A 25,177-nucleotide genomic window follows, 5' to 3' on the forward strand; every position below is an offset into this window, starting at 1 on the left:
ATCAATCATGACTAAAGTTGCTGTATTAAAGCAAGATGGTAGTCAAGCTGCAGAAATTGAATTAAATGACGCAGTATTCGCCATCGAACCTAACAACGCCGTTATTACTGATGCAGTATTGATGCAACGCGCATCATTGCGTCAAGGTACACATGCTGTTAAGAATCGTTCTGCGGTTTCTGGTGGTGGACGTAAGCCTTGGAAGCAAAAGGGTACTGGTCGTGCACGTGCCGGTTCAATTCGTGAACCTCAGTTCCGTGGTGGTGGAATTGTTTTCGGACCTTCACCACGTTCATATGCTTACCGTATTAACCGTAAGGCATATCAATTGGCGTTAAAGTCAGTTTTGTCACAAAAAGTCGCTGATAACAAGTTGGTAGTTGTTGATGCTTTGTCATTTGAAGCACCAAAAACACAAGACTTTAAGAAAGTTTTGGCAAACTTGTCAGCTGATAAAAAGACATTAGTAGTTGTTGATGAAGACAACGAAAACGCAATCTTGTCAGCACGTAACTTGGCTAATGTTCAAGTTATGACAACAAAGGGTATCAACGTGCTTGATGTTGTTAATGCAGATAAGCTGGTGATTGTTCAATCATCAATCGAAGAAATCCAAGGAGGTCTTGCCTAATGGATGCACGCGATATTATCCGTCGCCCTATCATCACCGAAGCTTCAATGGCGCAAACAGAACGTAAGCGTTATGTCTTCGAAGTTGATACGCGCGCAACAAAGCCTGAAATTAAAAAAGCTATCGAAGAAATCTTTGAAGTTAAAGTTTCTGGTTTAAACACAGCGAACGTTCGTGGTAAGAAAAAGCGCCAAGGCCGTTATGTTGGTTACACACGTAAATTAAAGAAGGCAACCGTTACGTTGTCAAAAGATTCAAAAGATATTCAAATCTTTAACGAAGGTTAATCTAAATAGGAGGATAAGACATTGGCTATCAAGAGTTATAAGCCAACTTCTGCCGGACGTCGTAATATGACGACTTCAGATTTCGCTGAAATCACGAAGACAACGCCCGAAAAGAGTTTGTTGGCCAAAAAGTCAAAGACTGGTGCACGTAATGCATCTGGTCGTATGACAGTTCGCCACCATGCTGGTGGACATAAGCAAGCCTACCGTATCGTAGACTTCAAGCGTACTAAAGATGACAAGACAGCTACTGTAAAAGCTATCGAATATGATCCAAATCGTACTGCTAACATTGCTTTGTTAGTATACGAAGATGGTATCAAGTCATATATCTTGGCGCCAAAGGGATTGAAGGTTGGCGACAAAGTTCAATCTGGTCCTGATGCCGACATTAAGCCCGGCAATGCCTTGCCATTGAGTGCTATTCCTGAAGGTACTTTGATTCACAATATCGAATTGAAGCCTGGTAAGGGTGGACAATTGGCTCGTTCAGCTGGTGCATCAGCACAAATTTTGGGACGTGATGGTAAATATATCATCGTTCGTTTGACTTCAGGTGAAGTTCGTTTGGTATTAGCTACAAACCGTGCAACAATCGGTGAAGTTGGTAATGCTGAGCATTCATTGATTAACTGGGGTAAAGCTGGTCGTAACCGTTGGCGTGGAAAGCGTCCACACGTTCGTGGATCAGTTATGAACCCTAACGACCATCCACACGGTGGTGGTGAAGGTAAAGCACCAGTTGGTCGTCCAAGTCCTATGTCACCATGGGGTAAGAAGACTGCCGGTAAGAAGACTCGCGATAAGAAGAAGGCTTCAACAAAGTTTATCGTTCGCGGTCGTAAGAGTAAGTAAGGGAAAGGAGACAACTAATGGCTCGTAGTTTAAAAAAGGGACCATTTGCGGACCCACACTTGCTTAAGAAGATTGAAGCGCAAGTTGATTCTGAAAAGAAATCAGTGATCAAGACTTGGTCACGTCGTTCAACAATCTTCCCAAGCTTCATCGGCTTTACAATTGCCGTTTATGATGGTCGCAAGCACGTTCCAGTTTATGTGCAAGAAGATATGGTCGGACACAAGTTAGGTGAATTCGTACCAACTCGTACGTTCAAGGGACACAAGAACGACGATAAAAAGACTGGTAAATAAGGAGGAAGTGAAAAATGGCTGAACAAGTTACATCAGCTCGTGCGACTGCTAAGATCGTTCGCGTTGCCCCACGTAAGGCACGCTTAGTTCTTGACACTATTCGCCGTAAGAGCGTTAACGAAGCATACGCAATTTTGAAGTTCCTACCTAATACTTCTACTGAAGATATTTACAAGGTTTTGAACTCAGCAGTTGCTAATGCTGAAAATAACTTCTCATTAGACCGAGAAGATCTTATTGTGAAGGAAGCCTTTGCTAACGAAGGACCAACGCTTAAGCGTTTCCGCCCTCGTGCTAAAGGTTCTGCTTCACCTATTAACAAGCGTACAAGCCACCTAACAATTGTGGTTGCTGAGAAGGAGGCAAAGTAATGGGTCAAAAGATTAACCCTACTGGATTCCGTGTCGGCGTTATTCGCGACTGGGATGCAAAGTGGTTTGCTGACAAGGCTGACTATGCTAACCAACTTCACGAAGACTTGCGTATTCGTAAGTATATCGAGAAAAACTTAGCAGATGCCTCAGTTGATCGCATTGAAATTGAACGTACAACCAAGTCACGTGTTGACGTTTCTATCCAAACTGCCAAGCCAGGAATGGTTATTGGTAAGGGTGGTTCAGAAGTTGAAAAGCTTCGTACACAATTGGCAAAGTTGACAGACACAGATGAAAAAGGTCGCTCAAAGCGCGTCTTTATTAACATCGTAGAAATCAAAAAGCCGGATTTGAGTGCACATTTGGTTGGACAACAAATCGCTGGTGATTTGGAACGCCGTGTGGCTTTCCGTCGCGCCATGCGTGGTGCTATCCAACGTGCCACTCGTTCAGGTGCTAAGGGTATCAAGGTTATGGTTTCAGGTCGTTTGAATGGTGCTGATATTGCACGTATTGAACAATATACTGAAGGTACAGTGCCTTTGCATACTTTACGTGCCGATATCGATTACTCATGGGATGAAGCAATGACTGCTTATGGAAACTTGGGTATCAAGACTTGGATTTACCGTGGTGATGTATTGCCACAAAAAAAGAACAGTAAGTAAGGAGGGAAGCAAACATGTTAGTACCAAAGCGTGTTAAGTTCCGTCGTGTACACCGTGGTCACATGCGTGGCGAAGCAAAAGGTGGCAAGACGGTAACATTCGGTGATTTTGGCTTGCAAGCAACAACTTCAAGTTGGATTACTAACCGTCAAATTGAAGCTGCTCGTATTGCAATGACACGTTATATGAAGCGTGGTGGTAAGGTTTGGATTAAAATCTTCCCTCATAAGTCATATACATCTAAAGGTGTCGGTGTTCGAATGGGTAACGGTAAAGGTGCACCCGAAGGTTGGGTTGAACCAGTTAAGCGTGGCAAGGTAATGTTTGAAGTTGCAGGTGTTCCTGAAGCAACTGCTCGTGAAGCATTACGTTTGGCACAACACAAGTTGCCTGTACGTACAAAGATTATTGCTCGGGAGGCTGAATAATGGCTAAAGCAAGTGAATTGAAAGAATTGTCACTTGCGGATTTGCAAAAGCGCGAAGCCGAATTCAAGGAAGAATTATTCAACCTACGTTTTCAATTGGCTACTGGTCAACTAGAAAACACGGCGCGTATCGCACAAGTTCGTAAGGACATTGCACGAGTTAAGACAGTTATTCGTGCACAAGAATTGGCAAACGCCAACAAATAAGACGAAAGGAAGAAGCTGAAAAATGAGTGAAGAACGTAATACTCGTAAGGTTTACCAAGGACGAGTTGTTTCAGATAAGATGAACAAGACAATTACTGTTGCTGTTGATACTTATTTGACACATGATGTCTACGGTAAGCGTGTCAAGTACACAAAGAAGTTCAAGGCCCACGATGAAAACAATGCTGCCAAACAAGGCGATATTGTTCAAATCATGGAAACACGTCCTTTGTCTGCAACTAAGCACTTCCGTTTGGTTAAGATCGTTGAAGAGGCTGTTATTCTTTAATGCTCTACCCAAAACGTCGTAATTAATTGCTAACAAGGAGGAAGAACCATGATTCAACAAGAGAGTCGTTTAAAAGTGGCTGACAACTCTGGCGCACGTGAAATCTTGACGATTAAAGTGCTCGGTGGTTCAGGCCGTAAGTTTGCTGGTGTAGGTGACATGATTGTTGCTACAGTTAAGCAAGCTATCCCTGGTGGTAACGTAAAGAAGGGTGACGTCATTAAGGCTGTTATCGTTCGTACTGTTTCTGACGTTCGTCGTGCAGATGGCTCATACATCAATTTTGATGAAAACGCCGCTGTTATCGTGAAGGACGACAAGTCACCAGTAGGTACACGTATTTTTGGTCCGGTTGCACGTGAATTGCGTGACAACGACTATATGCGTATCGTTTCATTGGCACCAGAAGTGCTCTAATACTGACAAGGAGGAGCCAAATCATGTTTGTAAAAACAGGTGATAAGGTTCGCGTCATTGCCGGCAAAGATAAGGGAAAAGAAGGCACAATCACTAAGACTGTTGCTGGAAAAGATCGCGTCGTTGTCGAAGGCGTGAACATCGTTAAGAAGCATCAAAAGCCTTCTAACGAATATCCACAAGGTGGTGTTATCGATATCGAAGCACCAATCCATGTTTCTAACGTGCAATTGCTTGACCCTTCAACTAACGAACCAACGCGTGTTGGATTCAAAGTGGAAGACGGCAAGAAAGTTCGCGTATCTAAAAAGTCTGGTAATGTACTAGGCTAATATCGAAAGGTGAAATCATTTTCATGGCTAATGCTTTAAAAGAAAAATATGTTAATGAAGTTCAACCTGCTTTGATCGAAAAGTTTAACTTTAAGTCATCAATGCAAGCCCCAAAGATTGATAAGATCGTCTTGAATATGGGTGTTGGTGATGCGGTTTCAAACTCAAAGAACTTGGATGAAGCGGTTGAAGAATTGAAGTTGATTGCTGGTCAACAACCAGTTATCACAAAGGCAAAGAAGTCAATCGCTGGGTTCCGTTTGCGTGAAGGTATGTCAATCGGAACAAAGGTTACACTACGTGGAGAACGTATGTATGACTTTTTAGACAAGTTGATCAACATTTCATTACCTCGTGTTCGTGATTTCCGTGGTGTATCATCAAAGGCCTTTGATGGCCGTGGTAACTATACACTGGGTATTCGTGAACAATTAATTTTCCCTGAAATTGACTTTGACAAAGTTAACCGCGTACGTGGTTTGGACATTGTTATTGTTACGACAGCGCAAAACGACGAAGAAGGTCGTGAGTTGTTAACACAAATGGGAATGCCATTTGCTAAGTAATTGGTAAATAAAAATGTTGTTGCTCTAAATGAGTGACGCGTTTTTAACTGTTATTGACAGAAATAGTCTATAATAGTTAAGAGCGTGTCATTTTGCATGATTACGTTCAAAATAAAAAGGAGGATATCGATAGATGTCTATGACTGATCCAATTGCTGATTTTTTGACTCGCGTTCGTAATGCCAATTTGGCACGTCACGAAGTAGTTGAAGCTCCAGCATCAAAAATTAAGAAGAGCATCGCTGAAATCTTGAAAGCAGAAGGTTTTATCCGTGACTTTGAATACATCGATGACAACAAGCAAGGTGTTATCCGTGTATTTCTCAAGTATGGGGAAGATCGTAATCGTGTGATTACAGGAATTCAACGTATCTCTAAGCCAGGCTTGCGTAAGTATGCTAAGGCTGAAGAGTTACCAAAAGTTTTGAACGGTTTGGGAATTGCTATTATCTCAACTTCTGCCGGTGTTATTACTGACAAAGAAGCACGTTCTAAGCAAGTCGGTGGCGAAGTTATCGCTTACGTTTGGTAATATATCTAAGAAAGGAGACTTACCATGAGCCGTATTGGAAACAAAACAATCACTTTACCAGCTGATGTAACTGTATCTCAAGAAGGTGCAGTTGTGACAGTTAAAGGACCAAAGGGTGAATTGTCACGTGAAATTGTTTCAGCTATCACAATGACTGTTGAAGGGAACGAAGTTTCTTTCAGCCGTGATAGCGATGACAGCAAGACTCGAGCATTGCATGGCACAACTCGTGCTAACGTTGCAAATATGGTCGAGGGTGTATCTGAAGGTTTCACTAAGACATTGAAGCTTGTCGGTGTTGGATATCGTGCAGCAAAGTCAGGATCAAAATTGACTTTGAGTGTTGGATACTCTCACCCTGTTGACTTTGAAGATCGTGAAGAATTGAGTGTTGAAGTACCAGATGCTTTGACAATCAAAGTTTCAGGAATTTCAAAGCAAAAGGTTGGCGATTTAGCAGCTGAAATTCGTGCCGTACGTTCACCAGAACCTTATAAAGGTAAAGGTATTCGTTACGAAGGCGAAGTTGTACGTCGCAAGGAAGGTAAGACAGGAAAGTAATTTATTACTTTTTGTCTGCCAAAACTTTATTAATAATAAACTTAAAATGGCATTTGCCATAAGAAAAGGAAAGCACAGCTATGATTTCAAAACCAGATAAGAATAAGCTCCGCGTAAAGCGTCATAAGCGCGTTCGTGGAAAAATCTCTGGTACTGCTGCTCGCCCACGTTTGAACGTTTTTCGTTCTAATGCAAACATCTACGCTCAATTAATTGATGACGTAGCGGGTGTAACGCTAGCAAGTGCCTCAAGTCATGATGCCGAAGTAACGGGATCAAAGACAGAACAAGCAGTTAAAGTTGGTGAGTTGATCGCTTCACGTGGTAAGGCCGCAAAGATCGAAGACGTTATTTTCGATCGTGGTGGTTACGTTTATCATGGACGTGTTCAAGCACTAGCAGATTCAGCCCGTGAAAACGGCTTGAAGTTCTAAGGAAAGGAGGAATATAAAAATGGTTGAATTCGTTAATCCTAAGTCACTTGGTGAATTAGAAGAAAACGTTGTTGCTATTAACCGTGTCACAAAGGTTGTCAAAGGTGGTCGTCGCTTGCGTTTCGCAGCTTTGGTCGTTGTTGGTGATAAGCAAGGACACGTTGGTTTTGGTACTGGTAAAGCACAAGAAGTTCCTGAAGCTATCCGCAAGGCTATTGAAGATGCTAAGCGTAAGTTGATTACTGTGCCAACAGTTTCTACAACTATTCCTCATGATGTCCTTGGTGAATGGGGCGGCGGTAAGATTTTAGTTAAGCCCGCCGAAGAAGGATCTGGTGTTGCCGCTGGTGGTGCAGCACGTTCTGTTATGGAACTTGCTGGTATTGCCGATGTGACTGCTAAGTCACTTGGTTCAGCAACACCAATTAACGTTATTCGTGCTACTTTCGATGCTCTTACAAGCTTGAAAGATGCCGAAGAAGTTGCTAAGTTGCGTGGTGTTTCTTTAGAACACTTAGCTGAATAAGGAGCGATAAAATGGCTGATTTGAAAATCACTTTGATTAAGAGTGCGGTTCATCGCTTACCTAAGCAACGCGCGATCGTTAAGTCTCTTGGACTTGGACGCGTATCTAGTTCAGTGGTGAAGCCTAACAACGAAGCTACACGTGGTGCGATTTTTCATATCGCTCACCTAGTTAACGTTGAAGAAGTTAAGTAATTACACAATTAAAATAGGAGGTACCGAAAGATGAATTTGAACGAATTACAACCAGCTGCCGGTTCACGTCATGTACGTAACCGTGTTGGTCGTGGTACATCATCTGGAAACGGTAAGACATCCGGACGTGGTCAAAAGGGTCAAAAGGCTCGTGGCAAAGTGCGTTTGGGGTTTGAAGGTGGTCAAATGCCTTTGTACCGTCGTATTCCAAAGCGTGGATTTACTAACATTTCACGTAAGGAATTCGCAGTTGTTAACTTGAACAAGTTAAACAGCTTTGATGATGGTACAGAAATTACACCAACACTTTTGATTGAAAACGGTATTGTTAAAAATCAAAAGTCTGGTATTAAGATTTTGGCTGTTGGTCAACTTGAAAAGAAGTTGACTGTTAAGGCACATAAGTTCTCTGCAGCAGCAGTTGCTGCAATCGAACAAGCCGGTGGGTCAACTGAGGTACTTTAATGCTTAGCACGTTATTTAATGCAGTACGTGAAAAGGACATTCGTAAAAAATTAGGGTGGACGTTTTTTATTCTGTTTATTTACAGAGTTGGAACGCACATAACTGTGCCTGGTGTTAACCCTTCTGCTATGTCTGAGATGGCTAGTTCCGGATTAATGAACATTTTGAACATCTTTTCTGGTGGTGGCCTGACAAACTACTCGTTGTTCGCAATGGGCGTGTCACCATACGTGACAGCACAAATTATTGTACAACTTTTGCAATTAGATATCGTGCCTCGCTTTGTTGAATGGAGTAAGCAAGGTGAAGTTGGTCGCCGAAAATTGAATAACGCTACGCGGTGGTTAACGCTTGTTCTTGCGTTTGTTCAATCTGTTGGTATCACAGCTGGATTTAATTCATTGTCATCCTATGGATTAGTGAGTCAAACCAATAGCGTAATGTCATTTGTTGTAATCGGTTCTGTTATGACTATTGGAACATTTTTTGCAATGTGGCTTGGTGAAATGATTACTGAAAAAGGCTTAGGAAACGGCGTTTCAATGATTATTTTTGCGGGTATAATCGCCCAAGCACCAGAAGGTTTCTATGAAATTTTCAAAGAAAATATTCTGCAAGCAGACAGTAGTGACATGCTTAATGGTTGGATATTTGTTGTTGTATTAGTTATAGCGATGATTTTAGTGGTTGCATTTACGACATGGTCTTATGAAGGAACTCGTCGATTACAAATGCAGTATACGCGATCTGCCACATCATATGGTAGCGAAGCATATCTGCCACTAAAAGTAAATGTTTCTGGCGTTATACCGGTCATATTTGCCTCATCATTTATTAGTACACCACAAACGGTTATGTTAGCTTTTCAAGACAAATATTCATCAGCCCAGTGGTACCAAATTATGCAACAGATATTCAGTATGACAACGTTGCCTGGTGCAATTTTATATACTGCATTGATTGTTGTTTTCACATATTTTTATGCCTTTGTTCAAGTTAATCCTGATAAGTTATCAGAAAATCTACAAAAGCAAGGTGCATATATTGTTGGTGTTCGTCCCGGTGCAGAAACAAAAGCTTTCGTTTCAAAACTCTTGTTAAATTTGAGCTTTGTTGGATCAATTTTCTTGGGTGTTGTTGCATTGGTTCCGTTGATTGCATCGGATGTCTGGGGACTCAATGAAAAGATTGGTCTTGGTGGTACAAGCCTGTTAATTTCAATAGGTGTCGCTTTGGATCTAATTCGCCAAATTGATGGTTTGATGCAGAAAAAGAATTACGTTGGATTTATTACAAAAGATCAGTTAGCAGCTCGGGAGGCAATCAATGGCTAAAAATTTGATTTTGTTGGGTTTGCCAGGTGCTGGTAAAGGCACACAAGCAGACTTTATTGTGAAGGATTATTCTATTGTTCATATTAGTACTGGAGATATTTTCCGTGCTAATTTGGCAGAGAATACTGAATTAGGACAAAAGGCGCGTCAATTCATGGATGCGGGCGACTTAGTTCCTGACGAAATCACAAATGCTATGGTTGCTGATCGTTTAAACCAACAAGACGTTGAAACTGGTTTTATGCTTGATGGGTACCCTCGTAATGAAGCACAAGCAGTATTCCTAGATAAGTATTTATCAGATAACGGTAAATCTGTGTCAGCAACATTATATTTTGAAGTTGCTGATACATTGTTGCGCGAACGTCTTTTGGGACGTGGTCGAGCAGATGATACACCCGAAGTTATTGACAACCGTTTGGCAGTTAATAAAGCGGCTAACTTGCCTTTGGTAGATTATTATCAAAAAGCAGGTGTGTTGCACACAATCGATGGCGGTCGTGAACTTGCTGATGTGTATCATGATGTTAAGGAAGTTTTGGACAATTTAAATTAATTATTCAAAACGCCATTGTTGAGAGATATCAGTTTTTCTGGTATAATTTGATAGGTTAAGCACTTATCAACAATGTTGAACATTATAAGCACAGGAGGTTAAGTGCGTGGCCAACGATGTCATTGAAATCGAAGGTAAAGTGAAAGAAACTTTGCCAAATGCGATGTTCCAAGTGGAACTCGAAAATGGTGCTGTGATCTTAGCGCATGTATCTGGTAAAATCCGAAAGAATTTTATCCGTATCTTGCCAGGTGATCGTGTTACCGTTGAAATGTCACCATACGACTTAACGAAGGGTCGTATTACTTATCGTTTCCGATAAGTAAAAGATATAATAATCAGTTAACCGAATAGGAGGAATAGATTATGAAAGTACGCCCATCAGTTAAAAAGATGTGTGATGCTTGCCGTGTTATCAAGCGTAATGGTCGAACAATGATCATTTGTTCTGCTAACCCCAAGCATAAGCAACGCGCTGGAAAGTAATTTCTGCGTGTTATAAATATTGATTGAATAAAGACATAACTGTCATTTTCAAAAATACTAAAGGAGGTAAATTGTTATGGCTCGTATAGCAGGTATAGATTTGCCACGTGACAAGCGAATTGTCATTGGCTTAACTTACATCTACGGAATCGGTAATACTACTGCACAAAAGGTCTTGGCTGAAGCTGGCGTTTCTGAAGACGTTCGCGTACGCGATTTAACGTCTGACCAAGAAGATGCCATTCGTGCAACAGTTGACAAGTTAAACTTGCAATTAGAAGGTGACTTACGTCGTAAGGTATCACTTGATATTAAATCATTGCAAGAAATTGCATCATACCGTGGCATTCGTCATCGTAAGGGCTTGCCCGTTCGTGGACAAAACACGAAGAACAACGCTCGTACACGTAAAGGCCCAGCTAAAGCAATTGCTGGAAAGAAAAAGTAATTTACTTTTTCTTGTTGTATCCTCATCGATGCGACACATGATTATCGCAACCAAAGTTGTGTAATGTTGGTTAATTTATTTTAACCCGAGAAATTATAAGAAAGTATTGAAAAGGAGGCAAATAAATGGCAGGTCGTACAACGCGTAAGCGTCGTGTGAAGAAGAATATTGAATCTGGTGTGGCTCACATCCATTCAACATTCAACAACACTATTGTAATGATTACTGATGCACAAGGTAACGCAGTTGCTTGGTCATCAGCTGGTGCACTTGGCTTCAAAGGAAGTCGTAAGTCAACACCATTCGCTGCTCAAATGGCGGCGGAAGCTGCAGCAAAAAGTGCCATGGAAATTAACATGCGTACAGTTGCAGTAACTGTTAAGGGTCCTGGTTCAGGTCGTGAATCAGCTATCCGTGCTTTGGCAGCAGCTGGCTTGGAAGTAACATCAATTAAGGATGTTACACCAGTTCCCCATAACGGATCACGCCCACCAAAGCGTCGTCGTGTTTAATTGAATTTCATTGCTCTTGCTGTGAAAGAAGGGGTAAGAATTTACAGATGATTGAATTTGAAAAGCCAAATATTCATAACATCGAAGAGGATGCCCGCTACGGCAAATTTGTTGTAGAGCCTCTTGAGCGTGGATATGGTACGACACTTGGTAACTCGTTGCGTCGTATCTTATTGTCTTCGCTTCCTGGCGCAGCCGTTAATACGGTGCAAATTGACGGCGTGGTTCACGAGTTTTCAACCGTGGATGGCGTTGTTGAAGATGTCACACAAATTATCTTGAACCTCAAGAAGGTTGTGTTGGCGATTGACTCAGATGATGAACGTTCACTTGAAATTGATATTCAAGGGCCGGCAGATGTAACAGCTGCAGATTTGCAGGGTGGTGCTGATGTTGAAGTTTTGAATCCTGATTTGCATATCGCTACTGTGGCAGCAGGTAAGTCATTACATATGACAGTCACGGCGGTCAAAGGTCGTGGATATACATCAGCTGATGAAAATAAGAAGTTACGTGATGAAATGCCCATTGGTGTTTTAGCCGTTGATTCTATTTATACACCTATCGAACGTGTAAACTACCAAGTAGAAAACACACGTATCGGTGCGCGTGACGACTATGATAAGCTTACTTTTGATATTTGGACAAATGGTTCTGTCAAACCAAGTGATGCCTTAAGTTTGGGTGCTAAGATCTTAGCTGAGCATCTTGGTTTGTTCATGGATATTTCTCCTGTAGCTGCTGAAGCTAGTGTTATGGTTGAAGCAGAGCCTGTTGCTGCTAGTGCATCAGATTCTGCACCAATTGAAGATCTAGATTTATCTGTTCGCTCATATAATTGTCTCAAACGGGCCGGTATCAACACTATTGTAGAGTTGACGGATCGCACTGAAGCTGACATGATGAAAGTGCGTAACCTCGGTCGGAAATCACTTGACGAAATCCAAGAAAAGCTCACTGATATGAACTTAGGATTTCGCAAGGAAGATTAACACATGTCTTTAAATTAAAAAAAGGAGGATTCACCAATGGCATATCGTAAATTGGGTCGTACATCTTCACAACGTAAAGCTATGTTGCGTGATTTGACAACTGATCTTTTGATCAATGGTCGTATTACTACTACTGAAGCACGCGCTAAAGAAGTTCGTAAGACAACTGATAAAATGATTACATTAGGTAAGCGTGGCGACTTAAACGCTCGCCGTCAAGCAGCTACTTTTGTTCGTAACGAAGTTGCGGACGTTATAGAAGATGGCGACGATGTTAAAGTACAATCAGCTTTGCAAAAGTTGTTTGATGATGTTGCACCTCGCTTTGCAGAACGTAATGGTGGTTATACACGAATTCTCAAGACAGTCCAACGTCGTGGCGATGCTGCGCAACTGGTTATCTTGGAGCTCGTTGATTAACAAAAAAACTTGAGAATTTATTTCTCAAGTTTTTTTTTTGCTAATTTTTACGATTTAATAATAATGTGGCAAGATGGCTTAATTTTTGTCGTAATGCATTATTTGGCAATTTATTCAGGAGATCATCAAGTTCCTGACTATATTCAGCTAAAAGAGAATTTAGACGCGACATGGCATCACTTTCAAGAACAACATTGTGAATGTGTACGAGTTGATCATCGGTAATTCCATCTCTCAAAGCCAGTAGTTCCTTCAATTCTGCATTGATATCTGGATTTTCTAAAGCAAATAAGATAGGTGCTGTGTATATGCCATTTCGAATATCTTGACCAGCGGGTTTACCGAGTGAAAGCTGTTCAGTAATTGAATCAAAATCAAGATAGTCATCTAATAACTGAAAAGCAATGCCAAGATTCTCACCCAGTTTACCTACAACATCAAGTAATTGAGAACTTACACCATCTGAGCTTGTGGCTCCAAATAGGACACTGAGTTTAAATAAAGCAGCTGTCTTACCGGTGATTTGGGTGAGATAGTTATCAAAAGAAGTGTCAGTTAAATATCGATTGTGTTTTTGTGTTAATTCACCAAACAAGATATTTCTTAAAGCTTCTAATGCTAGCTTATTTGCTTGAATATTGTCAGCATCATTTAATAGTGATAACATTCCAGTAAGCAAGTAATCACCGGCATAAACAGCTGTATCCTTACCAAAATGTGCCTGAATACTATCTTGTCCGCGTCTCAGTTTGGATTCGTCAATGATATCATCGTGTATTAGTGTAGCAAGGTGCAAAAGCTCAATACTTGCTCCTAACACAATAGCTTTCTGATTATACGGCGCATCAGTTAATTCGGAGAAAAGTAATGTCAGTGCAGGACGAACTAATTTTCCAGCACTAGCTTGTGAACGAATAGCATTATCAATTTCTGAAAAACCAATACGCCAACTTTCAGACATTTCTATTAATACATTTTGAAGCGGTGGATTTAATTCTGGGAAAGTGTCCCAAATTTTTGGTAACGACGGCATTGCCATGGGAGTCTCTTTTCATTGATTATGTACAAAGTGCGAGAGTAATGATCCTCACACTTTATTATTATAACTTATTTTTCTAATTCATTATATGTTGATTTTGCTTTACCATACCAGAGACCACCAAAAATCTTTTGGAGTAGCGGCACGACATAAAAATCTAAACCAAATCCACGACCAGAACCGTTCATAATTGCCAAACTACTCAACATGACAAACCAGTGCGTGAGTTCAAACGAATGTGTTGCTCCGGAAACAATCGTAAGGAGGATTGATAATAAGCCCAAAGGCCACGTAAATAGTCCAAGTAAGATACCTGCGCCAGTAACAATTTCAATAAAGCTAGCAAGACCACTTTGCCAGAAGAAATTGTTTAAATCACCGGCATTTCCTAGTGCAACTAAAATCCAGAATATACCTAAAAACAAACGTAGTGGTGTTGACCATAGGACATTGCCAAGACGTGATATGCTTCCCTTGAACGGGTTACGGCCGTCTTCTGTACGGAAGAATTCATCCAACATATAATGGAAGATGGAATAGGCTGAACGGATTTGAGAGTAGAAGAAGAGGTTGATACCGTGCTTTGCAATGCTGGCGATAAATCCTGAAAAGTTAAGGCCCATTAAGCTAGCGACAGTGTAATGGGATCCAATTGAAACCGCGAAACCGTGATACTTTACAGCTTCAGAAAATGTTTTGGCTTTGCCTAGGCCAAAATCAGCAAGGATATTAGCAGACGCTGCACGAGCAGCACTTTCAGCACCTTCAACGGTTTGTGGGATTGGCCCGGTTTTTTCATCAACGTAAGAAAGTGTATCTCCAGCCACATAAATGTCCTTTTCTGGAGTGCCATCTTCTTTAGTGGCGCGCATATAATCATCAGCCTCAATACGACCACCACGGCCATATTTGAATCCCCAGTTTGATATGAATGATTTGGCTTTGACACCAGCAGTCCATATTAATGATTTTGTTGGTAATGTCGATCCGTCTTGGAAGAATACACCATTCTCATCGACCCCAGTGACTCTTGAGTTCAATCGTATATCAACACCATTGTCCTCCATATATTTGAAAGCCTTGTCAGCTAATTTGCGGTCTTTTAACATGTTTAGGATAGAAGGAGATGCCTCAAGTAGGACAAGCTTAATTTCGCTTTCATCTAATTTGTAAGTTTGAGCCAATACTTTACGTTGTTCGATAAATTCGCCCATTAGTTCGGCGCCCGTGAAACCAGATCCTACAACGGCAATAGTTAACATTTGTTCACGCTTGTCGGGATCAAGCTCAGCGGCTCCTTGACCAATAATGTTTTCAACGTGATTTCGAATTTTCAGTGATTCTTCCATTGACCACAATTCAAATCCATGTTCTTTAACGCCTGGCGTACCAAAATCGTTTGACTGACCACCAACTGCTAAAACAAGTTTTTCGTATGGAATATCACCCTGGGTTGTTGAGATTGTCTTTTTATCTTTATTGATATTTGTTACTTCAGTCGTTAATAATTTAACATTCTTATCTTGGTAGAAGAGATGTTCTAAATCTTCTTGCACATGTTTTGGTTTAACACGTTGAGAAGCAACTTCATGTAACTCTGTCATGTATGTAAAGTATGAATGCTTATCAACTAAGATGATATTATATTCTTTATGACTTCTTAGCTTTTTAGACAATGTTTTTGCTGCGAAGACGCCACCAAAACCGGCGCCGACAATGACGATATTTTTCTCGTTCATGGGATGCTTCCTTTGTGAAATTTATTGTTTATTAGCGTTTTACCTCTTCTAGTATAGACTAGTTTATGCTAATTTACTAGGTTTATGAGAGTAGTTCTTTGTGAAAATATGGAATTTGTATTGTGAAATGGTTCCACCTATTTTTTAGAGAAAAATATGCTAAAATAAGTAGTAATGGTTAAAGCGATAAAGATAGACAATTTAAAGTATAGTTATGACGAACGCTCCTTATTCAGCGATTTTAATTTAGATATTGATGCTGGACAATGGGTTGCATTGGTGGGACACAATGGCTCTGGTAAATCAACTTTGGCAAAACTGATTTTAGGGCTTTTAGTGGCAGAACAAGGTGATATTGATGTTTTTGATGAACGTCTGACTGTCGAAACTGTGCACCATGTCCGATCAAAAATTGGCATGGTTTTTCAAAATCCAGATAACCAATTTGTTGGTGCAACTGTTGCTGACGATGTTGCTTTTGGTCTAGAAAATATCCAGGTTGAGAGCTCGGAAATGCCTCAAAAAATAGATAATGCACTGACTATTGTTGGCATGCAAGAGTTTAAAAATCGGGAGCCACATACACTGTCAGGTGGACAAAAGCAACGCGTTGCCTTAGCAAGTGTGTTAGCACTACAACCCAAGATTATTATTTTAGATGAAGCGACTGCAATGTTAGATCCTGATGGCCGCGCTACGGTCATGGAGACATTACAGAAATTAAAAAAGCAGTTTGGGAAAGAGTTAACATTAGTGACTATTACGCACGATATGGATGAAGCGACACTCGCTGACCGAGTAGTGGTTATTAATGACGGGCAAAAAATCCTAGATGGTACACCAGCTGAAGTTTTTTCACAACGAAAAGCGCTACATGAAAATGGATTAGAGCTACCTTTTGCTAATGAGTTAGCATTTCATTTAAACGAGAAACCTAATAAATATATGGACGAAAGAGAACTGATACAGTGGCTATCAACTTTGAACAAGTGAATTTTAGTTATGGTGCTGGTACAACTTTAGCGCAGCCAATTCTGCATGATATTAATGTAACGATACCGGATGGACAAGTAACGGCAATTATTGGTCAGACTGGTTCGGGCAAGTCAACTTTCATACAACATTTAAATGGCTTATTGAAACCTACAACAGGACGAGTAGTTATTGATGATTTTGTTTTGACGAGTGACTTGAAGGAAAAAAACTTAACCTCTTTGCGGGCCAGAGTGGGTATGGTTTTTCAATTTCCAGAAAATCAGTTGTTCGCAAATACAGTCTTAGAAGACGTCATGTATGCCCCAATAAATTTTGGTTATGCTAAAGCAGATGCTGAGTTTGCGGCAAAAACTGCCCTGAAACAGGTGAATGTCTCTGAGGAATTATGGGATAAATCACCTTTTGAACTTTCGGGTGGACAGATGCGTCGTGTTGCTATGGCAGGGACGTTGGCAAGTAATCCAGATATTATTGTTTTAGATGAGCCAGCTGCTGGCTTAGATCCAAAAGGGCAAAAAGAATTGCTTGCAATTGTGAGAGGACTGAAAGAAGCAGGTAAACTGGTAGTTTTCATTTCTCATCAAATGGATCATGTAATTGCTGTAGCTGACCATGTCATTGTGATGCATGATGGTGGTGTTGTGGCAGAAGGAACGCCAGTTGAAATATTCAATAAAGATCTGGTTTGGTTTAAAACGGTTGCTTTGGATTTGCCTAAGGCAGGACAGTTTGCGGAGCAGTTGCGTCAAAAGGGACATATATTGCGGCATCGTCCATTATTATTGACGGAATTAGCGACTATGTTAAATGAGGAAAAACGGCATGAATAATATTATGATTGGCCGTTTTGTGCCAGGAGATTCTTGGATTCACCGTTTAGATCCAAGAACTAAAATGATTGGAACCTTTATTTTTATTTTTGTGATGTTGTGGTCAACATCGTGGGCGACCTATGCATGGTCAACGGCTTTCGTTGTTTTAGCAATACGCTTAACAAAGCAGCCATTTAGACTTTATTGGGATGGATTAAAACCAATTTTTTGGCTAATTCTATTTACAGTGGTCTTGCAGCTTTTTTTTACGCCGGGAACACCAGTATTATTACATGCTGGACCACTAAAAGTGACGATTCCGGGCATTATTAATGCTATTTATGTTATGATTCGTTTTGTTTTAATCATTTTGATGTCAACAATTTTGACGTTAACAACGCCACCGACAAGTATTGCAAACGCGTTAGAATCTTTATTGAAGCCTTTGAAAAAGATCCACGTACCAGTAGCTGAACTTTCATTGATGCTATCAATCGCGCTGCGTTTTGTACCACTGTTAATGGATGAAACGCAAAAAATCATGAATGCACAAAAGTCACGTGGTATGAGCTTTTCAACAGGGGGACCAATTAAAAGAGCCAAAGCTATTGTGCCATTACTTATTCCGCTGTTCGTGGGTGCATTACAACGAGCACTAGATTTAGCCAATGCGATGGAGGTTCGTGGATTTCAAGACGCCACACAACGAACAAAGTATCGTGTACTATCTTATGGCAGCAATGATCGCAGCGCGTTTTTAGGATTAATCGGGTTTACGATTATATTTATTGGTATTAAATTTTTTATAAAATGAGGCAATAAGAGGAGAAATTTATGCCACGATATAAAGCAGTTATAGCTTACGATGGTGCTGAATTTTTTGGGTTTCAATTGCAAACAAAAAATGGTGTTGAGTCTGTACGTACAGTCCAAGGGGAGCTTAATAAAGTCATCAATAAAATGGCAAAAAACCCATCACCGCAGATTAAAGTAGTAGGTGCATCGCGCACTGATACGGGTGTTCATGCTTTTGGTCAAGTAGTTCATTTTGATTTGCCATTCAATATTGATCCAGAAGGCGTGCGCAAGGGGATGAATACGTTGTTGCCATTTGATGTGGTTGTAAATCATGTAGAACATGTTTCTGATGACTTTCATGCACGATTTAATACACATTCTAAGCGGTATATTTATCGTGTATCTACGACTGACTACAAGGATCCTTTTAAACGCAAATACACGGGACATTTCCATTGGAAACTGGATATAAACAGAATTAAAGCTGCTTTACCTGACCTCTTAGGTGAGCATGATTTTGCTAGCTTTGCTGCCTCAGGAAATGAAACGGCTACAACTATTCGTTTGATTACTCGGGCTGACGTCGATGAGAAACCAGAAGAACATGAGATAGTATTCACCTTTGAAGGGAATGCTTTCTTATATAATCAAATCCGTATCATGGTTGGTGTACTATTAGAAATTGGTACCGGAAAACGACCAGTACATGATATTGTTCGACTGATAGAAGTTAAGGATCGGGAACAAGCTAGGTATACTGCACCAGCAAGTGGCCTATACTTGGACGAGATTGATTACAATTGAACAATATTTGTTATAATGAAACCAGTACTACTTTAAGGGGGAGTAATTATGACGTTTTTTGAAGAGTATATTCAAGCTTCACGAGGGCTTGTTTTCGTGGCAACAACTAGAGATAATCAACCAAGTATTCGAATCATGGGATTTGCGGTCAGTCCAGAACGTGAAAATCTGTGGTACTTTAACGTTGATCCGACATCATATAAAGTTCATGATATCGATAATAATGACAAGGTAGCTATCATTACGCCATTTAATGAAAATGGCGCACGTATTGAATCAAATAATGCAACTATGAGACGTTCTGATAAAACATGGGCAGATGTTAAACCATTATTTATTGACAACAAATCTTATATGCAGGGGCACCCAGATATCGAAAATGAGATTGTACTGGAACTCCACATTCATTCTGCTAGTCTTGCGTCATATGGGTATAAAAAAGATGTTAATTTTGAGTAAAATAATTGACATGAGACGCTTTTTTGGTTAAGATAGAAGACGGTATTGTTTACCTCACGATAAGCCCCGGAAACTTATTGTAAATGCTTGGCAAGGAACGGCTGAGTCAGTAAACAACTAATCAAAGGAGCGCAAACATGCGTACAACATTTTTAGCAAAACCAGGTGAAATCGAAAAGAAGTGGTATATTATTGATGCAAAAGACGTCGTTTTGGGACGTTTGTCAACAGTAGTAGCTTCAATTTTGCGTGGTAAGAACAAGCCAACGTTCACACCAAACGTTGACATGGGTGACAATGTCATCATCATCAATGCAAGCGAAGTTAAGTTGACTGGTAAGAAGGCCACTGATAAGGTTTATTACCACCACTCAAACCACCCAGGTGGTTTGAAGGCTCGCACAGCTGGAAACTATCGTGAATTCAACCCTGAAAAGTTGCTTGAATTATCAATCCACGGTATGTTGCCAAAGAACACTTTGGGACGTAAGCAAGGCTTGAACTTGCACGTGTATGCAGGATCAGAACATGATCACGCTGCACAAAAGCCCGAAGCACTTGACATCAACAAGTTAGTTTAAGAAAGGAGAATCTCAATTATGACTACAGCAGTACAATATGCCGGCACAGGTCGTCGTAAGAACTCAGTTGCTCGTGTACGTTTGGTTCCAGGTAATGGCCAAATCACAATGAACGGCAAGTCAATCGAAGAATATATTCCTTTTGCTAACTTGCGTGAAGTTGTTTTGCAACCATTTAACGTTACTGAAACATTAGGTAACTATGACGTATTAGTTAACGTTATTGGTGGTGGTTATTCTGGTCAAGCTGGTGCAACACGTCACGGTATCGCCCGTGCTTTGTTGACAGTAGATCCTGATTTCCGTGCAGCATTGAAGGCAGCAGGTTTGTTGACTCGTGACTCACGTATGAAGGAACGTAAGAAGCCAGGTTTGAAGAAAGCCCGTAAAGCATCACAATTCTCAAAGCGTTAATACATGTAATACTGACCATGTCAGTATCATCATAATATTAATCTATAAAAACACACACAATTCATATAATTGTGTGTGTTTTTATATTTGGTTTGTCGCTAGAAATGCATACATGATATTAGTCCAAAGAAGTAAGTTCATAAACAATCCATGTAATCAAATAGGTTGAAAATGAAACAATAAGCATAGCTGATAACATGGTAATAATGAAAATACTGAGAGTTGTGATGTTTGTACCTATTAACAAGCTAAAAAAGAACGCTGTTACAATTGTAACAATTAGGAAGAACATCACTACCTGATATGTTTTTTTGAGTGCAAAGTGACTTATTTCTTGTTCTCGCTCATCTGCAGTGCTTAGTTCTCCTGTTGTAACTTGATAACCATCTTTAAGATATTTTTGATAACAGTATTTTAGTAATAGGAAAAATATGCTCCAAATAATTAAGATGAACCATCCACCACCAAATGTAATGCTAGCTGAGTTATTAGTGGTTTTTGGGGATAATAATATGGATTGTATCATTGCAAATGCTATCAGCGGGGTAGTAATAATATTGCCTGTTTGCTCAAAAATAATTTTTTTCATGTTTGATTTTCCTCATTAATAGTGAATAGATCAGTCAGTGGTGTTTTCAGTGCTTGTGCTAACTGGAAGGCCAATATCAAAGAAGGTGTATAGTTTCCTTTTCTATAGAAACAATAGTTCGCCTTGAAACACCAATTTATTTTGCTAGAGATTCTTGCGTCAAATGAAGCGATTTTCTAACGGGTTGAACATTGTTATTAATTTTCATTGGAGGCCTCGCAATATTGATGAGCAATCTACTTCACTTTTAAATGTAATTACAACATGTAATTATCACAAAAATGCTTGCCATGTCTCTCAGTATTTGGTATACTATTATAGTTGTTTGAGATATGGGAGTGTAGCGAAGTCTGGCTAAACGCGACGGACTGTAACTCCGTTCCTTCGGGTTCGTAGGTTCGAATCCTACCGCTCCCATTGCCGATAAAAGCTAACGGCAAAATAAATTAGCTATTGCCCCTTCGCCAAGTGGTAAGGCATCGGTTTTTGGTACCGACATGCGCTGGTTCGAATCCAGCAGGGGCAACTATTAAAGGAATCCTTCGGGATTCCTTTTTTTGTATAAAATAAATTTTAAACACAAAGAAAAAGCTATACAATTAAGTATAGCTTTTGTTATAGTGCAGCTAGCGGGAGTCGAACCCGCACGCCCTAAACGGGCACAGGATCCTTAATCCTGCGCGTCTGCCAATTCCGCCACAGCTGCAAATATGAATTGACAACTATATAATTATACCCATTAAATCTAATCTCGTCAATAGATATTCAATGACAGCGAGCGTGTAATTTTGATAGAATAGAAGTAATGGAGAAAACACATGAGATTTTTTAATCGAAAAAAAACAGAAGTAATCACACCAGAAATACAGGCCCATAATGAAGCTTTACAAAATGAAAATGATGATTTATTAGATCAGATTGAAGCTTTGAAATTAGATGTTTCAGAACTGAAATCGGAAAACCAACATTTGACCGAACGCCTTTCACGTAGTAAGTACCAGCAAAAGTTAACTAAAACAGGTGGCGGACTGGCCGTTTTGTTTATTAGCTACATGTTGCTATCCTTGCTGGGTGAACCTTCTCGTTATATGATTTGGTTATTATTAATTGAGGCGGTCTTTATTTTTATGATGCTTAGAGGAGACGAAAAATGAGTCAACATAATGCTTCACGTATACCTTTTGTAGTTGCAAATTGGAAAATTAATAAGTTGCACGCTGATGTTGCAGAATTTTTGGACAAGGTGAACGGTAAGGTGCCTGCTGAAAATGTTGTGGAAACAGGTATTGCGGCACAAGATTTATTCTTGTCAGACATGGTTCGAGCTACAGCACAGTCACCCATACATATTGTCGCAGAAAATGTTCATTGGGAAGACAGTGGAGCTTACACAGGCGAAACATCACCAAAAGCATTGAAAGATATTGGCGCCAAATATGTTTTAATTGGGCATTTTGAACGTCGAAAGTTTTTTAATGAGACTGATTCAACAGTTAATTTGAAAGTCACTGCTGCACTTAGAAATGGCTTACGCCCAATTATCGATGTCGATGAGGATATGAGTACCTATGCCCAGTTTATGGACGCGGAACCCTCAGTGGCTCAAGTGGCTGCCGCGTTGGCAGGCGTCTCTGTTGACCAAATCCGCAACGTTACACTTGCGTATGAGCCCACATGGGCAATTGGATCAGGTGAGGCCGCAAGTGCGGTCCAAGCGCAAAAAGCAGCTCATCTGATACGTCAGACGCTGGCCAAGTTATATTCACCTGTTATTGCTGAACAAGTTCGCGTTTTATATGGCGGATCGGTGACACCAGACAACGCTCGCGAAATAATGTTGCAAAAAGATATAGATGGTGTGTTGGTTGGCACATCCGCTCTTGATCCAGAAAAGTTTCTACAACTTGTTGCCATTGCGCAAGATCCAGAAGTCCCAGAATTTAATATTGAGAATACTTAAAAAGCAGTGCCCTAAAAGGGTGAACTCAATAGTTGTTGCACATTACTTTGCTTTATGTATTGAGGAAATTTTTGGCTATGACTCTTACCCTGTGATATAATATACATGGTATATAACCGAAAACCAAAGGAGAATTAAAACATGTCTTTAATCACTGATATTATCGCACGCGAAGTCCTTGACTCACGTGGAAACCCTACACTTGAAGCTGAAGTTATCACAGAATTGGGTGGCTTTGGTCGTGGAATGGTCCCTTCAGGTGCATCAACAGGTGAACACGAAGCTGTTGAATTGCGTGATGGAGACAAGTCACGTTTTGGTGGTAAGGGAACAACAAAGGCTGTTGCCAATGTTAACGATGCTATCGCTAAGGCTTTGGTTGGTAAGTTCGACGTAACTGACCAACGTGCAATCGATCAAGCTATGATCGAACTCGACGGTACAGAAAACAAGGGTAACTTGGGTGCAAACGCTATTTTGGCTGTTTCAATCGCTGCTGCCCGTGCGGCTGCTGACGAATTAGGTGTACCTTTGTTCTCATACTTGGGTGGTGCAAATTCATACGTATTGCCAACACCTATGATGAACGTTATCAATGGTGGCGCTCACTCAGCAAACAAGGTTGACTTCCAAGAATTCATGATTATGCCTGTTGGCGCACCAACAGTTAAGGAAGCAATTCGTTACGGTTCAGAAACTTTCCACGCTTTGAAGAAGTTATTAGAAGCTGATGGTAAGGCAACTTCAGTTGGTGATGAAGGTGGATTTGCTCCTGACTTCGCTGATAACGAAGAACCTTTGAAATATTTGATCCGTGCGATTGAAGCCGCTGGTTACAAGCCTGGTAAGGATATCGCAATTGCTGTTGATGTTGCTTCATCAGAATTGTATGATGCAGAAACAAAGACATACAAGTTGCGTTGGTCAACTGGAGAAGAATTCACAACACCTGAATTTATCAAGTATCTTGAAGATTTGGCAGATCGTTACCCAATCATTTCAATCGAAGATCCTATCGACGAAAACGAATGGGAAGACTGGGCTGCAATTACAGCCGAATTGGGCAAGAAGGTTCAATTAGTTGGTGATGACTTCTTCGTTACTAACACACAATACCTTGAAAAGGGTATCAACATGGGTGCTGCTAACTCAATCTTGATCAAAGTTAACCAAATTGGTACTTTGACAGAAACTTTCGAAGCTATTGAAATGGCTAAGGAAGCTGGTTACACGGCTATCGTTTCTCACCGTTCAGGTGAAACAGAAGACACAACAATTTCTGACTTGGTTGTTGCTACAAACGCTGGCCAAATCAAGACAGGCTCATTGTCACGTACTGACCGTATCGCTAAGTACAACCAATTGATCCGTATCGAAGAATTGTTGGACACAACTGCTAAGTATAAGGGTATCCATTCATTCTATAACTTGTCAGCTGCTGCCCGCGAAGTTATTGAAAACAAGTAAAAAAAACTAAATCGGCCGTTTGGTCGTTTTTTTTTATATGAAATGATTAAAAACTATTTTGTCTTGCAAATATAAGTGAAAAAGGAGCAAGCACAATGGATGATTTGAAACGTTGCTCCTGGGTAGATAATTATCCAGATTCCAATATTATGACAACTTATCATGATGCAGAGTGGGGACAACCTAACCAATATAGTGACAAAAAGTTATTTGAACTGTTGACTTTAGAAGTGTTTCAAGCTGGGTTAAGCTGGGAGACCTCGTTAAAAAGACGTTCAGGGATGAACACTGCATTCCTCTCCTTTGATATTGATTTAGTGTCTAAAATGACAAACGAGGACATTGAACGATTAAAAAACAATCCTAATATTATTAGCAATAAACTAAAAATTACATCAACTATTCACAATGCACGAGTCATTAGACAGATTCGTCAGCAGAGGGGGAGTTTTTTTGACTATATGTGGTCGTTCACTGATGGTCAGATTATCAATCACCATATTACCAGTGGGGATGAAATTCCCAGTCAAAATGAATTATCGCAACAGATAACGAAGGACATGAAGAAACAAGGGTTTAAATTTATCGGACCGGTAATTGTGTATTCTTACCTGCAAGCAATAGGTATCATCAATGATCATGAACAGTGTTGTAGTTTTAATCCAGACAATGCAAGATTATAAGTAATAATGTAGTCATATTTTTTCTAA

The 25,177-nt window shown here is 40.3% G+C and carries 40 protein-coding genes and 3 tRNA genes; 39 read left to right on the plus strand and 4 right to left on the minus strand.

Annotated elements, in window-relative coordinates:
• Nucleotides 1–7: 7 nt before the first annotated feature.
• The 26 genes from rplD (at nt 8) to rplQ (ending at nt 12,809) form a co-directional block, all read left to right on the plus strand.
• Nucleotides 8–631 carry a 50S ribosomal protein L4 gene (gene rplD, locus RHP64_RS00945; RefSeq protein ID WP_011679134.1) on the plus strand — a complete coding sequence of 208 codons (624 nt, stop codon included), beginning with the start codon at nt 8–10 and terminating at the stop codon, nt 629–631.
• Nucleotides 631–918 carry a 50S ribosomal protein L23 gene (gene rplW / locus RHP64_RS00950; RefSeq protein ID WP_002816036.1) on the plus strand — a complete coding sequence of 96 codons (288 nt, stop codon included), beginning with the start codon at nt 631–633 and terminating at the stop codon, nt 916–918. The genes rplD and rplW overlap by 1 nt, the downstream gene beginning before the upstream one ends.
• Nucleotides 919–939: 21 nt before the next feature.
• On the plus strand, nt 940–1,773 hold the full coding sequence (gene rplB, locus RHP64_RS00955) for a 50S ribosomal protein L2 (protein WP_002816035.1): 834 nt from the start codon (nt 940–942) through the stop codon (nt 1,771–1,773).
• Between the two features lie 17 nt (nt 1,774–1,790).
• Entirely contained in the window at nt 1,791–2,069 is a 279-nt protein-coding gene (rpsS, locus tag RHP64_RS00960) for a 30S ribosomal protein S19 (RefSeq protein ID WP_002816034.1), read from the plus strand.
• A gap of 14 nt (nt 2,070–2,083) precedes the next feature.
• Nucleotides 2,084–2,440, plus strand: coding sequence for a 50S ribosomal protein L22 (gene rplV / locus RHP64_RS00965; protein ID WP_002816032.1), 357 nt, complete (start codon nt 2,084–2,086; stop codon nt 2,438–2,440).
• Nucleotides 2,440–3,111, plus strand: coding sequence for a 30S ribosomal protein S3 (gene rpsC, locus RHP64_RS00970; RefSeq protein WP_002816031.1), 672 nt, complete (start codon nt 2,440–2,442; stop codon nt 3,109–3,111). Before rplV ends, rpsC begins: the two co-directional genes overlap by 1 nt.
• Nucleotides 3,112–3,125: 14 nt before the next feature.
• Nucleotides 3,126–3,539, plus strand: coding sequence for a 50S ribosomal protein L16 (gene rplP / locus RHP64_RS00975; RefSeq protein ID WP_002816029.1), 414 nt, complete (start codon nt 3,126–3,128; stop codon nt 3,537–3,539).
• Nucleotides 3,539–3,745 carry a 50S ribosomal protein L29 gene (rpmC, locus tag RHP64_RS00980; protein WP_002816028.1) on the plus strand — a complete coding sequence of 69 codons (207 nt, stop codon included), beginning with the start codon at nt 3,539–3,541 and terminating at the stop codon, nt 3,743–3,745. Before rplP ends, rpmC begins: the two co-directional genes overlap by 1 nt.
• A 22-nt stretch (nt 3,746–3,767) precedes the next feature.
• Nucleotides 3,768–4,034, plus strand: a complete 267-nt coding sequence (gene rpsQ, locus RHP64_RS00985) for a 30S ribosomal protein S17 (RefSeq protein ID WP_002816027.1) — start codon at nt 3,768–3,770, stop codon at nt 4,032–4,034.
• A gap of 48 nt (nt 4,035–4,082) precedes the next feature.
• Nucleotides 4,083–4,451: a 50S ribosomal protein L14 gene (gene rplN, locus RHP64_RS00990; protein ID WP_002816026.1), complete on the plus strand. Its 369-nt coding sequence runs from the start codon at nt 4,083–4,085 to the stop codon at nt 4,449–4,451.
• Between the two features lie 23 nt (nt 4,452–4,474).
• A complete protein-coding gene (rplX, locus tag RHP64_RS00995; RefSeq protein ID WP_002816025.1) occupies nt 4,475–4,783 on the plus strand; it encodes a 50S ribosomal protein L24 in 309 nt (102 codons plus the stop codon).
• Between the two features lie 23 nt (nt 4,784–4,806).
• Nucleotides 4,807–5,349, plus strand: a complete 543-nt coding sequence (gene rplE, locus RHP64_RS01000) for a 50S ribosomal protein L5 (RefSeq protein WP_002816024.1) — start codon at nt 4,807–4,809, stop codon at nt 5,347–5,349.
• A 133-nt stretch (nt 5,350–5,482) separates the two neighbouring features.
• The gene (rpsH, locus tag RHP64_RS01005) at nt 5,483–5,881 is read left to right on the plus strand and encodes a 30S ribosomal protein S8 (RefSeq protein ID WP_002816023.1); all 399 of its coding nucleotides are present in this window, start codon (nt 5,483–5,485) and stop codon (nt 5,879–5,881) included.
• Between the two features lie 24 nt (nt 5,882–5,905).
• Entirely contained in the window at nt 5,906–6,442 is a 537-nt protein-coding gene (gene rplF, locus RHP64_RS01010; protein ID WP_002816022.1) for a 50S ribosomal protein L6, read from the plus strand.
• An 80-nt stretch (nt 6,443–6,522) separates the two neighbouring features.
• Nucleotides 6,523–6,876 carry a 50S ribosomal protein L18 gene (gene rplR / locus RHP64_RS01015; protein ID WP_002816021.1) on the plus strand — a complete coding sequence of 118 codons (354 nt, stop codon included), beginning with the start codon at nt 6,523–6,525 and terminating at the stop codon, nt 6,874–6,876.
• Nucleotides 6,877–6,895: 19 nt separating this feature from the next.
• On the plus strand, nt 6,896–7,402 hold the full coding sequence (rpsE, locus tag RHP64_RS01020; RefSeq protein WP_002816020.1) for a 30S ribosomal protein S5: 507 nt from the start codon (nt 6,896–6,898) through the stop codon (nt 7,400–7,402).
• An 11-nt stretch (nt 7,403–7,413) separates the two neighbouring features.
• Complete coding sequence (gene rpmD, locus RHP64_RS01025; RefSeq protein ID WP_002816019.1) at nt 7,414–7,596, plus strand: 50S ribosomal protein L30; 183 nt, start codon at nt 7,414–7,416, stop codon at nt 7,594–7,596.
• A gap of 30 nt (nt 7,597–7,626) precedes the next feature.
• The gene (gene rplO, locus RHP64_RS01030) at nt 7,627–8,061 is read left to right on the plus strand and encodes a 50S ribosomal protein L15 (protein WP_010292117.1); all 435 of its coding nucleotides are present in this window, start codon (nt 7,627–7,629) and stop codon (nt 8,059–8,061) included.
• Entirely contained in the window at nt 8,061–9,395 is a 1,335-nt protein-coding gene (secY, locus tag RHP64_RS01035) for a preprotein translocase subunit SecY (protein WP_011679136.1), read from the plus strand. Before rplO ends, secY begins: the two co-directional genes overlap by 1 nt.
• A complete protein-coding gene (locus RHP64_RS01040) occupies nt 9,388–9,951 on the plus strand; it encodes an adenylate kinase (protein WP_002816016.1) in 564 nt (187 codons plus the stop codon). Before secY ends, RHP64_RS01040 begins: the two co-directional genes overlap by 8 nt.
• 106 nt (nt 9,952–10,057) lie before the next feature.
• Nucleotides 10,058–10,273, plus strand: a complete 216-nt coding sequence (gene infA, locus RHP64_RS01045; RefSeq protein WP_002816015.1) for a translation initiation factor IF-1 — start codon at nt 10,058–10,060, stop codon at nt 10,271–10,273.
• 44 nt (nt 10,274–10,317) lie between these two features.
• Nucleotides 10,318–10,437 carry a 50S ribosomal protein L36 gene (gene rpmJ / locus RHP64_RS01050; RefSeq protein WP_002816013.1) on the plus strand — a complete coding sequence of 40 codons (120 nt, stop codon included), beginning with the start codon at nt 10,318–10,320 and terminating at the stop codon, nt 10,435–10,437.
• A 76-nt stretch (nt 10,438–10,513) separates the two neighbouring features.
• Nucleotides 10,514–10,885, plus strand: a complete 372-nt coding sequence (gene rpsM / locus RHP64_RS01055; protein ID WP_002816010.1) for a 30S ribosomal protein S13 — start codon at nt 10,514–10,516, stop codon at nt 10,883–10,885.
• 125 nt (nt 10,886–11,010) lie between these two features.
• Nucleotides 11,011–11,397, plus strand: coding sequence for a 30S ribosomal protein S11 (gene rpsK / locus RHP64_RS01060; protein ID WP_011679137.1), 387 nt, complete (start codon nt 11,011–11,013; stop codon nt 11,395–11,397).
• A gap of 47 nt (nt 11,398–11,444) precedes the next feature.
• Complete coding sequence (locus RHP64_RS01065; RefSeq protein WP_025267692.1) at nt 11,445–12,389, plus strand: DNA-directed RNA polymerase subunit alpha; 945 nt, start codon at nt 11,445–11,447, stop codon at nt 12,387–12,389.
• A gap of 36 nt (nt 12,390–12,425) precedes the next feature.
• Complete coding sequence (gene rplQ / locus RHP64_RS01070; RefSeq protein WP_002816006.1) at nt 12,426–12,809, plus strand: 50S ribosomal protein L17; 384 nt, start codon at nt 12,426–12,428, stop codon at nt 12,807–12,809.
• Nucleotides 12,810–12,849: 40 nt separating this feature from the next.
• Here the strand turns inward: rplQ and RHP64_RS01075 are convergent, their stop codons facing one another.
• Together RHP64_RS01075 and RHP64_RS01080 are read right to left on the minus strand one after the other, a co-directional pair.
• Entirely contained in the window at nt 12,850–13,848 is a 999-nt protein-coding gene (locus RHP64_RS01075) for a polyprenyl synthetase family protein (protein ID WP_025267693.1), read from the minus strand.
• A gap of 68 nt (nt 13,849–13,916) precedes the next feature.
• Nucleotides 13,917–15,587: an NAD(P)/FAD-dependent oxidoreductase gene (locus tag RHP64_RS01080; protein WP_011679140.1), complete on the minus strand. Its 1,671-nt coding sequence runs from the start codon at nt 15,585–15,587 to the stop codon at nt 13,917–13,919.
• 174 nt (nt 15,588–15,761) lie between these two features.
• On the opposite strand from RHP64_RS01080, the gene RHP64_RS01085 reads away from it, so the two are divergent.
• The 7 genes from RHP64_RS01085 to rpsI all read left to right on the plus strand — a co-directional run bounded on the left by RHP64_RS01085 (nt 15,762) and on the right by rpsI (nt 20,451).
• A complete protein-coding gene (locus RHP64_RS01085; protein ID WP_010282672.1) occupies nt 15,762–16,580 on the plus strand; it encodes an energy-coupling factor transporter ATPase in 819 nt (272 codons plus the stop codon).
• A complete protein-coding gene (locus RHP64_RS01090; RefSeq protein ID WP_011679141.1) occupies nt 16,556–17,413 on the plus strand; it encodes an energy-coupling factor transporter ATPase in 858 nt (285 codons plus the stop codon). Before RHP64_RS01085 ends, RHP64_RS01090 begins: the two co-directional genes overlap by 25 nt.
• Nucleotides 17,406–18,209, plus strand: coding sequence for an energy-coupling factor transporter transmembrane component T family protein (locus RHP64_RS01095; RefSeq protein WP_025267695.1), 804 nt, complete (start codon nt 17,406–17,408; stop codon nt 18,207–18,209). Before RHP64_RS01090 ends, RHP64_RS01095 begins: the two co-directional genes overlap by 8 nt.
• Nucleotides 18,210–18,229: 20 nt before the next feature.
• A complete protein-coding gene (truA, locus tag RHP64_RS01100) occupies nt 18,230–18,997 on the plus strand; it encodes a tRNA pseudouridine(38-40) synthase TruA (protein ID WP_010281220.1) in 768 nt (255 codons plus the stop codon).
• A 48-nt stretch (nt 18,998–19,045) separates the two neighbouring features.
• Nucleotides 19,046–19,456: a pyridoxamine 5'-phosphate oxidase family protein gene (locus RHP64_RS01105; protein WP_011679143.1), complete on the plus strand. Its 411-nt coding sequence runs from the start codon at nt 19,046–19,048 to the stop codon at nt 19,454–19,456.
• A gap of 137 nt (nt 19,457–19,593) precedes the next feature.
• Nucleotides 19,594–20,037 carry a 50S ribosomal protein L13 gene (gene rplM / locus RHP64_RS01110; protein WP_002815997.1) on the plus strand — a complete coding sequence of 148 codons (444 nt, stop codon included), beginning with the start codon at nt 19,594–19,596 and terminating at the stop codon, nt 20,035–20,037.
• Between the two features lie 18 nt (nt 20,038–20,055).
• A complete protein-coding gene (rpsI, locus tag RHP64_RS01115; protein ID WP_002815996.1) occupies nt 20,056–20,451 on the plus strand; it encodes a 30S ribosomal protein S9 in 396 nt (131 codons plus the stop codon).
• Nucleotides 20,452–20,569: 118 nt separating this feature from the next.
• On the opposite strand, the gene RHP64_RS01120 is transcribed toward rpsI, so the two are convergent.
• Nucleotides 20,570–21,040, minus strand: coding sequence for a DUF2178 domain-containing protein (locus RHP64_RS01120; RefSeq protein ID WP_025267696.1), 471 nt, complete (start codon nt 21,038–21,040; stop codon nt 20,570–20,572).
• A gap of 334 nt (nt 21,041–21,374) precedes the next feature.
• Between RHP64_RS01120 and RHP64_RS01125 the strand changes: the two genes are divergently transcribed.
• Together RHP64_RS01125 and RHP64_RS01130 are read left to right on the plus strand one after the other, a co-directional pair.
• Nucleotides 21,375–21,457: transfer RNA gene (locus tag RHP64_RS01125), tRNA-Tyr, on the plus strand.
• Nucleotides 21,458–21,494: 37 nt separating this feature from the next.
• Nucleotides 21,495–21,566 (plus strand) — tRNA-Gln (locus tag RHP64_RS01130).
• Nucleotides 21,567–21,661: 95 nt separating this feature from the next.
• Here RHP64_RS01130 and RHP64_RS01135 read toward each other — a convergent pair.
• Nucleotides 21,662–21,746, minus strand: a tRNA-Leu gene (locus RHP64_RS01135).
• Between the two features lie 112 nt (nt 21,747–21,858).
• Between RHP64_RS01135 and RHP64_RS01140 the strand changes: the two genes are divergently transcribed.
• From RHP64_RS01140 to RHP64_RS01155, 4 genes are all read left to right on the plus strand, one after another.
• A complete protein-coding gene (locus RHP64_RS01140) occupies nt 21,859–22,194 on the plus strand; it encodes a hypothetical protein (RefSeq protein ID WP_011679147.1) in 336 nt (111 codons plus the stop codon).
• Nucleotides 22,191–23,000: a triose-phosphate isomerase gene (tpiA, locus tag RHP64_RS01145; RefSeq protein WP_002815975.1), complete on the plus strand. Its 810-nt coding sequence runs from the start codon at nt 22,191–22,193 to the stop codon at nt 22,998–23,000. The genes RHP64_RS01140 and tpiA overlap by 4 nt, the downstream gene beginning before the upstream one ends.
• Before the next feature lie 141 nt (nt 23,001–23,141).
• On the plus strand, nt 23,142–24,467 hold the full coding sequence (gene eno, locus RHP64_RS01150; protein WP_011679148.1) for a phosphopyruvate hydratase: 1,326 nt from the start codon (nt 23,142–23,144) through the stop codon (nt 24,465–24,467).
• A 95-nt stretch (nt 24,468–24,562) separates the two neighbouring features.
• Entirely contained in the window at nt 24,563–25,150 is a 588-nt protein-coding gene (locus RHP64_RS01155) for a DNA-3-methyladenine glycosylase I (protein ID WP_025267697.1), read from the plus strand.
• The last annotated feature ends 27 nt before the right edge of the window (nt 25,151–25,177 follow it).

This window comes from Leuconostoc sp. XM4 (assembly GCF_055698815.1).